The sequence below is a fragment of the Paracoccus sp. NBH48 genome, from assembly GCF_015390265.1.
Lineage (GTDB): Bacteria > Pseudomonadota > Alphaproteobacteria > Rhodobacterales > Rhodobacteraceae > Paracoccus > Paracoccus marcusii.
Window position 1 is genome coordinate 814,174 of sequence record NZ_VUOJ01000004.1, and the last position, 13,576, is coordinate 827,749.

12 protein-coding genes and 1 pseudogene are annotated in these 13,576 nt (G+C 67.6%); 7 read left to right on the forward strand and 6 right to left on the reverse strand.

Annotated elements, in window-relative coordinates:
- Positions 1-229 precede the first annotated feature (229 nt).
- The 4 genes and pseudogenes from F1642_RS10880 (at position 230) to F1642_RS15890 (ending at position 3,687) form a co-directional block, all read left to right on the forward strand.
- The gene (locus F1642_RS10880; RefSeq protein ID WP_194886267.1) at positions 230-1,894 is read left to right on the forward strand and encodes an ABC transporter ATP-binding protein; all 1,665 of its coding nucleotides are present in this window, start codon (positions 230-232) and stop codon (positions 1,892-1,894) included.
- A complete protein-coding gene (locus tag F1642_RS10885; protein WP_139598540.1) occupies positions 1,891-2,610 on the forward strand; it encodes a folate-binding protein YgfZ in 720 nt (239 codons plus the stop codon). Before F1642_RS10880 ends, F1642_RS10885 begins: the two co-directional genes overlap by 4 nt.
- Before the next feature lie 41 nt (positions 2,611-2,651).
- Positions 2,652-3,119: pseudogene (gene dinB / locus F1642_RS15885) on the forward strand (DNA polymerase IV); the annotation flags it as partial.
- An 85-nt stretch (positions 3,120-3,204) separates the two neighbouring features.
- Positions 3,205-3,687, forward strand: a complete 483-nt coding sequence (locus F1642_RS15890; RefSeq protein WP_255522364.1) for a hypothetical protein — start codon at positions 3,205-3,207, stop codon at positions 3,685-3,687.
- Here the strand turns inward: F1642_RS15890 and F1642_RS10895 are convergent.
- The 3 genes from F1642_RS10895 to efp all read right to left on the reverse strand — a co-directional run bounded on the left by F1642_RS10895 (position 3,684) and on the right by efp (position 5,740).
- The gene (locus F1642_RS10895) at positions 3,684-4,049 is read right to left on the reverse strand and encodes a DoxX family protein (RefSeq protein ID WP_045999986.1); all 366 of its coding nucleotides are present in this window, start codon (positions 4,047-4,049) and stop codon (positions 3,684-3,686) included. The genes F1642_RS15890 and F1642_RS10895 overlap by 4 nt on opposite strands.
- Positions 4,046-5,029: an MBL fold metallo-hydrolase gene (locus F1642_RS10900; protein ID WP_282028292.1), complete on the reverse strand. Its 984-nt coding sequence runs from the start codon at positions 5,027-5,029 to the stop codon at positions 4,046-4,048. Before F1642_RS10900 ends, F1642_RS10895 begins: the two co-directional genes overlap by 4 nt.
- A 147-nt stretch (positions 5,030-5,176) precedes the next feature.
- Positions 5,177-5,740: an elongation factor P gene (efp, locus tag F1642_RS10905; RefSeq protein ID WP_042251708.1), complete on the reverse strand. Its 564-nt coding sequence runs from the start codon at positions 5,738-5,740 to the stop codon at positions 5,177-5,179.
- 372 nt (positions 5,741-6,112) lie between these two features.
- Here efp and F1642_RS10910 point away from each other — a divergent pair, with 372 nt between their 5' ends.
- On the forward strand, positions 6,113-6,439 hold the full coding sequence (locus tag F1642_RS10910) for a DUF6280 family protein (RefSeq protein ID WP_042251710.1): 327 nt from the start codon (positions 6,113-6,115) through the stop codon (positions 6,437-6,439).
- A gap of 50 nt (positions 6,440-6,489) precedes the next feature.
- Here the strand turns inward: F1642_RS10910 and F1642_RS10915 are convergent, their stop codons facing one another.
- Complete coding sequence (locus F1642_RS10915) at positions 6,490-7,443, reverse strand: 1-phosphofructokinase family hexose kinase (protein WP_194886220.1); 954 nt, start codon at positions 7,441-7,443, stop codon at positions 6,490-6,492.
- A gap of 1 nt (position 7,444) precedes the next feature.
- Positions 7,445-7,852: a metallopeptidase family protein gene (locus tag F1642_RS10920; RefSeq protein ID WP_045981063.1), complete on the reverse strand. Its 408-nt coding sequence runs from the start codon at positions 7,850-7,852 to the stop codon at positions 7,445-7,447.
- Positions 7,853-7,932: 80 nt separating this feature from the next.
- Between F1642_RS10920 and gltX the strand changes: the two genes are divergently transcribed.
- A complete protein-coding gene (gltX, locus tag F1642_RS10925) occupies positions 7,933-9,255 on the forward strand; it encodes a glutamate--tRNA ligase (RefSeq protein ID WP_194886221.1) in 1,323 nt (440 codons plus the stop codon).
- A 654-nt stretch (positions 9,256-9,909) separates the two neighbouring features.
- Entirely contained in the window at positions 9,910-10,698 is a 789-nt protein-coding gene (locus F1642_RS10930) for a hypothetical protein (protein WP_194886222.1), read from the forward strand.
- Between the two features lie 81 nt (positions 10,699-10,779).
- Here F1642_RS10930 and F1642_RS10935 read toward each other — a convergent pair whose 3' ends face one another.
- Complete coding sequence (locus F1642_RS10935) at positions 10,780-13,521, reverse strand: hypothetical protein (protein ID WP_194886223.1); 2,742 nt, start codon at positions 13,519-13,521, stop codon at positions 10,780-10,782.
- Between the last annotated feature and the right edge of the window lie 55 nt (positions 13,522-13,576).

Below are 13,576 nucleotides of genomic sequence, written 5' to 3' on the forward strand. Positions count from 1 at the left end.
CTTGTGGCGCAAGGTCGGAAAGGGGTATGGCTGGGCGTGATCGAAAAGGGCGCCCGCGCCCGCGACCGAAAGGCCCGACAGACACGTGGACCCGCGCCAGGACAGCCCCTCCCGATTGATTGCCGCCGCGACGCGCGGCGCGACCGTGCCGCCCGCCCCGGATGCGTCCAAGGTGCCCGGTCTGCTGCGGCGGCTGTGGGACGACTATCTGCGCCAGCACTGGGGCAAGATGGCGCTGGCCTTCTTCCTGATGACGCTGGAGGGGTCCACGCTGGCGCTGATCAGCTGGATGCTGAAGCCGCTGTTCGACCTGGTCTTCATTGGCAAGCAGCCGGGCGCGATCTGGTGGGTGGGGGCGGCGATCTTCGGTATATTCCTGCTGCGGGCGGTCACGCTGGTGGCCAGCCGGGCCCTGTTGACGACGATCTCGCTGGCGGTGTCCACGACCATGCAGACGCAGTTGCTGGCGCATATCCTGACGCTGGACAGCCGCTTTTTCCGCGACAATTCGCCCGGCGCGATGATCGAGCGGATCCAGGGCGACACGATGGCGGTCCAGGGGGTCTGGGCCACGCTGATCACGGGGGCCACGCGCGACGCCATCAGCTTGGTGATGCTGTTCGGGGTGGCGCTGAGCATCGATCCGATCTGGACGCTGGGGGCGCTGGTGGGCGCGCCGATCCTGATCATGCCCGCCGCGATGGTGCAGAAATACATCCGCCGCAAGGTGCGCCAGAACCGCGTGAACGCCAGCCTGCGCGCCACCCGGCTGGACGAGGTGCTGCACGGCATCGCCTCGATCCGGCTGAACCGGGCCGAGGCGGACCAGACCGCCCGCTTTGCGGCGATCGTGTCCCGCATCCGCGCATCCGAAACCAAGGTCGCGGCGACATCCAGCGTGATCCCGGCGCTGACCGACGTGGTGACGGGCATCGGCTTCGTCGCGGTGCTGGCGCTGGGCGGCAACCAGGTGATGGACGGCGACCGCAGCGTCGGCGACTTCATGGCGTTCTTCACCGCGCTGGCGCTGGCGTTCCAGCCGATGCGCCGCCTTGGCGGGATCGCCGGCGTCTGGCAGACCGCCGCCGCCAGCCTGGAGCGCATCTATCACGTCTTCGACACCCGTCCGACGGTCGTGTCCGGCCCCCGCACCGCGCCGCCCGACACGACCGAGATCGTTCTGGACGACGTCTGGCTGTCCTATGACGGGCAGGTCGTGCTGCACGGGCTGTCATTCACCGCCAAGGCCGGCCAGACCACCGCGCTGGTCGGCCCGTCAGGGGCGGGCAAGTCCACGGTCTTCAACCTGCTGACCCGGATGGTCGACCCGGACCGCGGCTTGGTCAGCCTGGGCGGTGCGCCGGTCAGCGACTATGACCTGGGCGTGCTGCGCGACCAGTATTCGACCGTGGCCCAGGAATCGGCCCTGTTCGACGAGAGCCTGCGCGACAACATCCTGATGGGCCGCCCCGACGCATCCGATGCCGACCTGCAGGCCGCGCTGAAGGCCGCGAATGTCAGCAACTTCCTGGACGATGGCCGCACGCTGGACAGCCCCGTGGGTCCGCGCGGGTCGGCCCTGTCGGGCGGACAGCGCCAGCGCGTGGCGATCGCCCGGGCCCTGCTGCGCGACGCGCCCGTGCTGCTGCTGGACGAGGCGACCAGCGCACTGGACACGGCCAGCGAACGTCTGGTCCAGGATGCGCTGGACCACCTGTCGCGCGGACGCACCACGCTGGTCATCGCCCACCGCCTGTCGACGATCCGCAACGCCGACAAGATCGTCGTGATGGAATCGGGACGGGTTGTCGAACAGGGCAGTCATGACCAGTTGATGGCCAAGGGCGGCGCCTATGCCCGCCTTGTCGCGCTGCAATTCGGAGACAATGAATGACCCGCCAGATCATCCGCCTGACCGGCGAGGACCGCCTGCCCTTTCTGCAGGGGCTGGTGACCAACGATGTGGCCCGTGCCCCGATCTGGGCCGCGATCCTGACGCCGCAGGGCAAGTACCTGGCCGATTTCCTGGTCGTGCCCGACGGCGACTCGTTGCTGATCGACGTCGATGCGCGGCTGGCCGAGGACCTGCTGCGCCGTCTGTCGATGTACAAGCTGCGCAGCAAGGTCGCGCTGGAGGCTGTGGACATGCCCGTCGCACGCGGCACCGGCCCCGCACCAGAGGGCGCGGTGGTCGACACGCGGCATCCGGCCCTGGGCTGGCGGCATTACGGCGCGGCGGGGGATGATGGCACGGATTGGGATGCCATCCGCGTCGCGCATTGCATCCCCGAGACTCTGGTCGAGCTGATCCCGAACGACACCTATATCCTGGAGGCCGGGTTCGAGCGTCTGCACGGCGTGGATTTCCGTAAGGGCTGCTATGTCGGTCAAGAGGTCACCGCGCGGATGAAGCACAAGACCGAGTTGCGCAAGGGCCTGACCGTGCTGCGGATCGAGGGTGCCGCCCCGGTCGGCACGCCGATCACCGCCGAGGGACGAGAGGTCGGCGCGGTCTTCACCCAGTCCGGCGGGCAGGCCATCGCCCATGTCCGCCACGACCGCGTGGCCCCCGAGATGCAGGCCGGCGAGGCGCGGCTGTTCCCGCTGTGACCGACCCCGCGCCGGGGCCGCGCAAGATCATCCATATCGACATGGATGCCTTCTTCGCCTCGGTCGAGCAGCGCGATTTTCCGGAACTGCGCGGCAAGCCGGTGGCCGTGGGCGGGTCCGCCGCGCGGGGCGTCGTGGCCGCCGCCAGCTATGAGGCGCGGGTGTTCGGGGTGCGGTCCGCCATGCCGTCAGTGACGGCGGCCCGGCTGTGCCCCGACCTGATTTTCGTGCGGCACCGGTTCGACGTCTACAAGCAGGTCAGCCAGCAGATCCGCGACATCTTCCTGGACTACACCCCCCTGGTCGAGCCTTTGTCCCTGGACGAGGCCTATCTGGACGTGACCGATCACCTTGACGGGCGCACCGCGACCAAGATCGCGTCCCAGATCCGCGCCCGCATCCGCGAGACCACGGGCCTGACCGCCAGCGCGGGCGTCAGCTACAACAAATTCCTGGCCAAGCTGGCATCCGACCAGAACAAGCCTGACGGTCTGTGCGTGATCACGCCAGAACAGGGGCCGGGCTTCGTGCTGTCCCTGCCGGTGGGCAAGTTCCACGGCGTGGGGGCCCGCGACGGCGGCCAAGATGCAGGCGATGGGCATCGCCACCGGGGCCGACCTGCATGCGCAGGACCTGGATTTCCTGCTGCGGCGGTTCGGCAAGTCGGGGCGCTATTACTGGAACATCGCGCGGGGCATCGACCACCGCCGGGTCAGCCCCGACCGCATCCGCAAGTCCGTGGGGGCGGAAAACACCTATTCCGCCGACATCATGGCGCTGGACGCCGCGCAGGAGGCGCTGGATCCTTTGGCCGCCAAGGTCTGGTCCGCCGTCGCGCGCCACGACCTGCGGGGGCGGACCGTGACACTGAAGGTCAAGTTCAGCGATTTCCAGCAGATCACGCGCGCCCGCAGCCTGGGTCATGCAGTGGCCTCGCAGGACGAGCTGTTGTCCATCGCGCGCGACCTGGCGGCGGGCGTGCTGCCCGATCCGCGCGGCGCGCGCCTGCTGGGCGTGACGCTGTCGGGGTTCGAGGCCCCCGATGACGGCCCCGCCCAGCTGTCGCTGTTCGATTAGCGCCAGCGCACCCACCGGCCCGGACCCTGCGCCGCCAGGATCAGCAGGCCCCCCGCCACGGCCCAGTTCTTGACCACGATGGTGACCTGCCACGGGTCGGCGCGCAGCTGCCAGTGAAACCAGCTGGTCCCGATGCAATAGACCGCCAACAGCAGCGCCCAGGTCCGCACGCGCGGTCCCAGGATCAGGCAGATGCCCGCGACCAGGTTGAAGGCCGCGACCGGCCAGACCAGTACGCCGGGCAGGCCCAGGCTTTCGATCATGCGGATGACCTGCGTCGGGTCGCCAACCTTCTGAAGCGCGCCGCCGATGAACAGGACCGCGATCAGCAGGCGGCCCGTCAGGTTCAGGGCGCTGTTCATGCGCGGGTCGCGAACCAGTCCTCGGGCACCCAGGCAAAGGCGTCGCCGCGCGCCTCGACATGGCCGATGCCGGGGAAGGGCAGGTGCGTGCCCGCCACCGCAATCCGGTCGGCGGTGACCATCTGCAGCAGGTTGCGCCGGGTCGTGGCCGCCTGGCCTGCGTCGGTATCGAAGGCCACGCCGGCATCCGGGTGGCGGAACTGCAGCGCGGCCAGGGCGGCGGCATCGCCCAGGATGATCATCTGTGCGTCGCCATCCGAAAGGCGCAGGCCGCTGTGGCCCGGCGTGTGGCCGGGCAGGGCCATCGTGGTGATCCCGCCGCCCAGGTCGGCCTCTCCGGCAAAGGTCTGGACGCGGTCGCCATAGGCGTCGCGGACCCCGCGGGCCAGCGCGAAGAAGGGCTGGACATCGGCGGGCGCGGCGCTGGCCGTCGCCTCGTCGGTCCAGAAAGCCAGCTCGTCCTCGTTGACGTGCAGCGCGGCATTGGCAAAGACCGCGCCCGCATCGCCCACCAGTCCGCCCGCATGGTCGGGATGCAGGTGCGTCATCACGATCCGGGTGATCTGGTCGGGCGTCACGCCCAATGCCGCAAGCGAGGCCGCCAGATGCCCGGTGGTGGGACCGAAGGCCGACCCGCCGCCCGCATCGACCAGCGTCAGCTGATCGCCCTGGCGGATCAGATGCACGCTGACCGGCACGCGGATCGGTTGTTCGGGGTCCAGATAGGCGGCACGCAGGGCCGCGCCATAGGCCGCATCGTCCAGGTTGACGACCAGATCCTTGGCAAAGTCGAAATGCCCGTCGGCGATGGTGGTGACGGTGGTGTTGCCCAGGGTGCGGGTATGGACCGTTGGCAGAAAGGCCGGGATCGCGGTGGCGGCCGGTTCCTGGGCAAAGACCAAGCCGCGGCCCAGGAACGGCATCGCGACGGCGGCGCCCGCGGCGGTCAGCATCAGGTGGCGGCGGGACAGGACGGTCACGGGCATCTCCTTTTTCGGGGGTTTGCGCGATCTTTCCCGCGAAGCGATGCCCGGCACCACACCCCATCACCGCGTTCACGCAAAGGTGAGAACGCGACGCGCCCCGCAGGGGGCCTGCGGGGCGCGCGTGTCAGGACGGGTCTTGGATCAGGCGCGTTCGCTGTATTCGAACATCTCGGTGTTGACGACGATCGCCTCGCCCTCGCCCACGAAGGGCGGGATCATGATGCGCACGCCGTTGTCCAGGATCGCCGGCTTGTAGCTGTTGGCGGCGGTCTGGCCCTTCACGACCGGCTCGGTCTCGGCGACGGTGCAGGTGACCTTCTGCGGGATCGAGACCGACAGGGCCTCCTCGCCATAATATTCGATGGTGGCGGTCATGCCGTCCTGCAGGAAGGGGCGGCGGTCGCCCAAGAGGTCGGCGTCCAGTTCGGTCTGCTCGAAGGTCTCGCTATCCATGAAGACAAGCTTGCCGTCGGATTCGTACAGGAACTGCTGGTCCTTCTGGTCCAGGCGGACGCGTTCGACCTTGTCCTCGCTGCGGAAACGCTCGTTCAGCTTGCGACCGTCGCGCAGGTTCTTCAGTTCGACCTGGGCAAAGGCGCCGCCCTTGCCGGGCTTGACGTGGTTCACCTTGACGGCGCCCCACAGGCCCCCGTCATGTTCCAGGATGTTGCCGGGGCGGATTTCATTGCCGTTGATCTTGGGCATGGGATGGGTCTCGTGCGTTTGCGGAAATTTCGGGCCGTCCTGGCATTGCCAGCCGTTGAACGACAATTCTGGCCCCCTATATCGAGGGCTGCGGCATCAGGCAACCAGAACGGAACTGCGGCGTTGTCAAGATGCCAACAAGATCATCGCCACGTCACTGGCGCAGTGGGGTCACGATTTTTCCCGCAATTTGCGCGACATGCAGTAAGGACATGGCAGACATGCGAGTGAAGGGATACCGAATCGGCGGGCCGAACGGCTAAGGCAGCAGGCACCGTCAGAGAAGCGGATTCAAGAAACAGGGGAAACGTCAAGTTTTCCCATAAGGCCCTGACTCCCGATCGGGGCCGCAAGAGAATGGACGAAAACAAGATGCGCGATTTTGTCGACGGCTCGGCCTTCAATTTCGAACAGGGCCAGCGTGCCCGCAAGCTGTTTGCAGCGGTGGTGCTGGCAGCCTTGGATGATGCCATTGCGGATGACAAGAAATACGGCAACGGCCCCGAACAGATCGCCCGTTGGGCGCGCTCGCGCGATGGGCGCGAGGTGCTGTCCTGCGCCGGGATCGACCCGAACGAGCGTGTGGTCAAGGGCCTGATGGAATTCGTGTCCAAGGGCGTGCGCACCTCGGTCGCGCTGTCGCGCGAGGAGAGCGAGCGCCGCATGGCCGCCGAGGCCGAGGAAGCCGAAGCCGCCTGAAACCTGCGCGCATCGACGATCAGGGCCGCCCTTTCGGGCGGCCTCTTTTGTTACAGCCGCGTCACGACGCGCTGTGAATAGAAATGGCGGACGTCGGCGGCGTTGCACAATTCGGTCGCGGGCGTCATGACCGCCGCCGAGGCGGCCGCCGCGCCAAGGGCCAGCGCCTCCTGCATGGGCCAGTCGCGCGCCGCCGCCAGCACGAAGCCCGCGACGAAGCTGTCGCCCGCGCCCACGGCGCTGACCACGCGCACCGGCGCCGCCGCGGCATGCCAGGCGCCGTCGGGTCCAGCGATGACCGACCCGTCCGCGCCGCGCGCCACGATCACCGATTTCGCCGCCCCGTTGCGAACCAGCCCCGCCGCGAATTCGGCGCTGTCGCTGCGCAGGGGCAGGGGGCGGCCCGCCAGGCCCTGGGCCTCGTGGCTGTCCATGCGCAGCACGTCGACGGGAATGGACGACCCCGCCAGGGCGCGCAGCGCGTCCCCCGACGTGTCCACCAGCAGCCGCGCCCGCCCGTCCTTGAGCCTGACGGTCAGCATCTGTTCGAACCCCGGCGCGATGCCCGGCGGGTTCGACCCCGACACGACCACCCAGCCCCCGGCCAGGGCGGCTTCGGCGATGGCGGCGATGGTGCTGGCCAGCTGGGTCATGTGCCATTCGGGGCCGGGCATGACGAACCGGTACTGCCCGCCCGTCGCGCGGTCGGTGACGGCCAGCGACTGGCGGGTTTCGCCCGGCGCGGTCAGGCGCAGCACCTTGAGCCCCGCCGCCTTCAGCATGTCGGCCATGCGCTGGCCCGTCGCGCCGCCCAGGGCCACCATTGCGGTGGACTGGCCGCCGATGATCTTGATCGCCCGGCTGACATTGATGCCGCCGCCGCCCGGATCGACGACCGGCTTGTCGCAGCGCAGCTTGAGGTCGGGCACGACGCTGTCGGCGGCGGTCGACAGGTCCAGCGCCGGGTTCAGCGTGACGGTCAGGATGGGGGCCTGACCGCTCATCTCATTCCCACCAGCGGTCGATGGTGGCGATGTCGTCGTCGGACCAGCCGAAATGATGCGCCATCTCGTGCGTGACGATATGGGTGACCAGATCGCCCAGGGTCACGTCGCCACGCGACGCCCATTCGTCCATGATCGGGCGGCGGTACAGCCAGATGATGTCCGGCCCGCCCGGCTGGTCGCTGATCGATTTCTCGGTCACGGGGATGCCGTCATAGATGCCGGTCAGGTCGAACGCGTCGTCGATCTGCAACTCGTCCAGCACGTCCTCGGGGGCGAATTCGGCGACGCGGATGGCGACCTGTGCCGCGGCTTCGCGGAATTCGGGGGGCAGGGTCGTCATGGCGTGCCGGGCCATGGCCTCGATCTCGGCCGCGTCGGGGGCCGTGCGGCCGTTCCAGTCACTCATTCCAGCGCCTCCTGCATGGTCCCCCCGATATGGACAAAAATGCCCGGCTGTGAAAGAGCAACAGCAACAGGAGACGCCCCATGACCATCACCCGTTTCGCGCCCTCGCCCACCGGCCATATCCACGTCGGCAACCTGCGCACCGCGCTGTTCAACTATCTGATCGCCCGCAAGGCCGGCGGCACCTTCATCCTGCGCCTGGACGACACCGACCAGGAACGCAGCAAGCAGGAATATGTCGACGGCATCCAGCGCGACCTGGACTGGCTGGGCCTGCACTGGGACCGGGTCGAGCGTCAGTCGCTGCGCATGGACCGCTATCGCGCCGAGGCCGATGCGCTGCGCGCCTCGGGGCGCCTCTACGAAGTCTTCGAGACCCCGGTCGAGTTGGACCTGAAGCGCAAGAAGCTTTTGAACATGGGCAAGCCGCCGGTCTATGACCGCACCGGTCTGTCGCTGTCGGATGCCGACAAGGATCGCCTGCGGGCTGAGGGGCGCGAGGGATACTGGCGTTTCCTGCTGGACCAGAACCGGATCGAATGGACAGACGGCATCCTGGGCGACATCTCGATCGACGCCGCATCCGTCAGCGATCCGGTGCTGATCCGGGCCGACGGCCAGGTGCTGTACACCTTTGCCAGCAGCGTGGACGACACCGACATGGGCGTGACCCATATCGTGCGCGGCTCGGACCATGTGACCAACACCGCCACCCAGATCCAGATCATCCAGGCCATCGGCGGCACGCCCCCGGCCTTTGCCCATCACAGCCTGCTGACCGGCGCCAAGGGCGAGGAGCTGTCCAAGCGCATCGGCGCCCTGTCGCTCAAGGACCTGCGCGAGGCGGGGGTGGCCCCCGAGGCGCTGATCGCGCTGATGGCGCGGTTGGGGTCGGGCGTGCCGGTCGGATTGGCCTCGCTGGACGAGTTGGCAGAGGCCTTCGATCTGGGCCAGTTCGGCGCATCGCCCACCAAGTTCGATGCCGAGGATCTGTGGCCGCTGACGCGCGAACGCAACCAGGCGCTGCCCTTCGCGGCGGTGGCCGACCGCATCGCGGCCCTGGGCGTGCCGGACGATCAGGCCGAACGCTTCTGGCGCGTGGCGTCCCAGAACATCACCCGCCTGGACGACCTGGGCGACTGGTGGCGGATCTTCAGCGAGGGCGCAGAGCCCCAGATCGACCCCGAGGATGCCGACTTCATCGCGCAGGCCATGACCCTGCTGCCTGCGGGCCCCTTCACAGACGCGACCTGGGGCGAATGGACCGCGGCGGTCAAGGAGGCCACGGGCCGCAAGGGCAAGGGCCTGTTCATGCCGCTGCGCAAGGCCGTGACCGGCCAGGCGCATGGCCCGGACATGTCCGACGTCATGCCCCTGCTGCAGGTCGTCAAGGCGCGTCCCTGACCCATCCACCCCACGATCCGAACGGGTCCGGCCAAAGCCGGGCCCGTTCGCATTGACGGCATCGAATGGTGCGTCCCGCACCAATGCCGGGCGCAGTGCCTGACAGGCGATGCGCGCTCAATACAATCCGAAGATATTATGCCGCCGATACCTGCACCGTAATTGTCGGTGAATTGCGGATCATCATCCTGGTACTGTCGTGGCTGATGCGCATTCTAAAAAGTGCGCGCTGTTTATTGGAAAATTTGAGCGTCATCCACTGTCGTTCTGATTTCACTCCTTCCGCCTGCCAGTCGTTATCAGCGCCTACCATTAGAAAAGGCGCTGATAACTGCCGGACAGTCGTGGGCCAGGGGCGGTCAGCGCAGCAAGACCGCGATGTCGACTGATTCCGAAGGAAATTGGCGCAGAGTATCGTGCTTTGGCTGAATGTGGGGCGCTTGGGCATAAACACCCGAACGCGGGCGTTTCGGCGAAAAGGAACCACCTGTATAATTGGACAGGCACCTGAATATTCAACCCACTGTAATGACACTTAACTAAACCCTGAATTGCGTTACTGCCCAATTCTCGCCTTAAATTGCCGCTTTTATCGGCAGCAGAGGGCGTTCATCTTGCGCGACAATCAGTCACAAGTGAATTGGATCGCACAGTATGCGTATCAGCGATAAGCGCACCGCGCCGGCCAAAGGCAACCGCTTCGGCCGTGACGACCGCATTTCCCAGGGTTCTGCAAAATCGTCCCGTCGCCTGCTTCAGGCGCTGACGGCCGGCGTCGCGGCCTTCGGCAGTTCCGTGGCGGCCTATGCAGGCGGTTACGTGGCGCCCATCGTGGAATTCACCCCCGCCGCCACGCCCGTCGCGGCCGTTGGCAATGCGCCCAATTACTGGCTGGCGCTGATCCCGCTTGCGCTGCTGTATTTGGGGACGCGCGGCGGCGACGATGTCGGGTCCAACCCGCCGCAGAACATCGGCGGTCCGTGCTTTTGCGAAGGCACGCTGATCCTGGCGGACAACGCATGGGTCAAGGTCGAGACCATCCAGGCCGGCGACATCATCACCACCTCCAAGGGGCCGCAGCGCGTCCTGTCGGTCGGATCATGGCAGCCGACGCAGTTCCGCGACCGGCCCAGCATCGTCGCCGGCGTTCGTCTTTCGGCCAATCATGGCGTGCGGGTCGACGGCTTCAATGTCGAGGCCGGCGCGGTCAGCAGCAAACGCGGTCTGATCGACGGCCGCAGCTATTTCCATATCCTGGTCGAGGATCACAGCTGGCTCTCGGTCAAGGCCGATGACGCCGGGACCGTGCTGGTCGCGGAAAGTCTGCAGATGACCAAGGATCTGAAGCTGGCCAAGGATTTTCCGCATCTGGTCGATCACCATGCCGCGAACCCGGTCGCCCCGCGCCTGTCGCGGGCGGATGCCCTGCCTGCGGCGGCCTGACACCGGATTCGGACGCATCCCATGCAATAGACCATGCCCCGCACGATGGCGGGGCATGGTTCATTCCTTGGCGTCTGACCGTCAGGGCATCGTGGGCAGGGCAAAGCCGTGGATGGTCATCCGGCTTTCGCGGGCATAGTCCTCGGTGGCCCAGCCGGCCCAGGCGGCATGACGTTCGATCGTCGTCAGCGTCGCCATTCTCGTCGTGAGGTCCCAGATGAAGCCGGACGCCATGTCGGCATGGCGCACCGTCTCGAACACCTTGCCGTCGATCGAGAACACGCAGCGGTCGGCGAACAGCTCGAACTCCAGGCGCTGCGGCACGCCCGGCTTGAACTCGCCCAGTGCCAGCGTGCGGCGGTCGGACGATGCACGGCCACCCCCGGTGCGGGGCATGTGGACGGCCGGCGCCCATCCGATCACACCGTTGCGCTTGACCAGTTCGAAATCAAGCTCCTTGCCGTTGTCCGCGTGGGTAAAGAAGGCATTGACGGCGCTGCTGGTGTGGCTGGTGACCACCGCGCCCCACTTGCCGATGGCGGCTGACGGGCGGTTCAGCTGCATCGCACCGTTCCGCCACTGGCCACCCTCCATCGCTGCGCTGATCGAGACGGACTTGTCGGTGTTGTAGGTGACGCGGGCCGGCGTGCCCAGGCTGCCGCCCACGCCGTTGCCCCGGTCGCCCCCGGCCCAGTTCGGCAGGAAGATGTTGATGCCTCCCGCGCTGCTCCAGTCAAAGGACAGCGAGCGGTCGATGGTAAAGTCCTGAACGGCGCGATAGCCCGTGGGCAGCAGCGGCGCGACCGGCGCGGGCTGGACAGGTGCCGGCTGCACGGGTGCAGGCTGGATCGGCGCAGGAGCCGGGGTGACGGGCGCGGGTTGTGCTGGGGTCGGCGCGGGGGTGGGCGTCGGCGTGACCGGTGCGGGCGTAACCGGTGCCGGCTGAACGGGTGCGGGCGTCACGGCCGGCTGCGCAGCCAGATAGGCTTGCAGGTCCGTGGTCGTGGCCAGCAGGGCCGCCAAGACGTCGGTCAGTTTCTTGCGATCGCTCATGTTCGGTTCCTGGGGCGTCGGAGTCGGGGTGGGATTAGGCGTCGGGGTCGGCGTTGGCGTTGGAGTAGGAGTTGGCGTTGGTGTCGGCGTCGGCGTCGGCGTCGGGGTTGGAGTGGGTGTAGGCGCCGGGGTCGGCGTAGGAGTAGGAGTAGGAGTCGGCGTGGGTGTCGGTGCCGGAGTGGGAGTAGGAGTCGGAGTGGGCGTCGGGACCACCACTGGTTCCATCAGCGCCGCGACCGCGGTCCAGGCCGGGTTGCGGTCGCCCAGCCAGCGCTGCAGGCCGTGGCAGACATTCGCGTCCGGCAACCGGCATTCGACCGACATCGCCATCGGCCCGTCGAACCCTTGGGTCCGCAGCGCGGCGATGGTGGCGGCATAGACCGCACCCATCTGCGCACTGACCGAGAACGCATGCAGGAACGCCCGCGTGGCGGTGGTGCCTCCGACGCCGTTCAGATGGTTGCCGACCTCGTAGGCGCCCAGTTCCATGCCATACTTCGTCGCCTCGGTGCGGTAATGCCGCCACTTGGGGGTCAGCGCCCTGACGGTCCGATCGGCCGCCCAGTTCGCGCCCGTCAGCATCTGGTCGCGCATCCGGTCGAATGCCGCGCTTTGCGACAGGGTCGTGCGCCAGCCGTCGATCTGGGCCACGCGCGCGCCATAGGCCATGCCGCCGTCAACCTGGGCATGCACGGTCAGCATGTCGATCACCGAATGCGGCGCGACATAGGTCGGCAGCCCCCGTGTCCCGCTGCGGTCCCGCCACAGCGGGGCGACCAGGATGTCGGCCTCGCCGCCGACCCAATCGGCCTGGTGCTGGACCACGGTGTGCAGCCGGGTGTCGTTGCCCCAGACCGCGCGCCAGGCCTGCGCCATCTGGGTGGCGCGCATGCCGTACCAGTTGCGGAACTCGGACCCCGTGGCGGTGCCAAAGGCCAGGCGGCCCTGCTCGGCGCAGTAATGCGCCTGGGGCGTGCCCGAAAAGTCCCAGGTCTTGGTGCTGTATTCGACATAGACGTGCCGCGGCGCGGGCATCAGCGTCCGGATCAGCGTGGCACACTGGCGGAAATGATCATCGGTGGCCGCGGTCGGAAGGCACAGCCACATGTCCGCGCCGACCTGGTTGCACAGCGCGGCCATCCACTCGTAGGGCACGAAGCGGTGGAAGATCTCGTCGGTCGGCAGGGCGCGGCTGGCCCAGTTGGTGATCCGCAGACCACCCTGGTCCGCGCTGGTCAGGATGCCGACCCATTCGTCGAACCGCAGCGCGCCAAAGCCGCGCACCGTGTCCAGATACTGGCTGCGAAAGATCGCGCCGCGGTCGGCGTCGGGCCAGTCGTCCCGGTGGTTCAGGCGGATGTTGCGGATCTGCCCGCCGGCAGGGTCAATGGTCCGGACGATGATGTCGACCCAACTGGACCCGTTCGCGGTGAAGTCGAAATAGATTTCGTTCGGCAGGGACCGGTTGATGTTCGTGCCGCCGATGACGTCGATCGTGCAGGTCCCCTGCCAGCGCAGGCGCCAGCGGCCGGTTCCGCCGGCTTGGGCCGGCATGTTGTGGAAGACGCGGGTCCGGAAGCCCCCCGAGTTCGGCGGGATCGAGATCAGCCGCCCACCGGCAGTCATGTGCCCTGCGGCCACCAGTGCGTCCCATTGCAGGCCGCCCCGGTCCGACTGCCACGACCAGGCCTGCTTGAACGCGTTGACGAATGGGCGGGAGCTTTCGCTGTTGATGACCCCGAGGCGGGCCGCGATCTTTCCGGTCGGCATGGTGACGTCTCCGATCTGCGCTGTTTGCAGGGCCCGTTACACAGCCTTTGCGGTA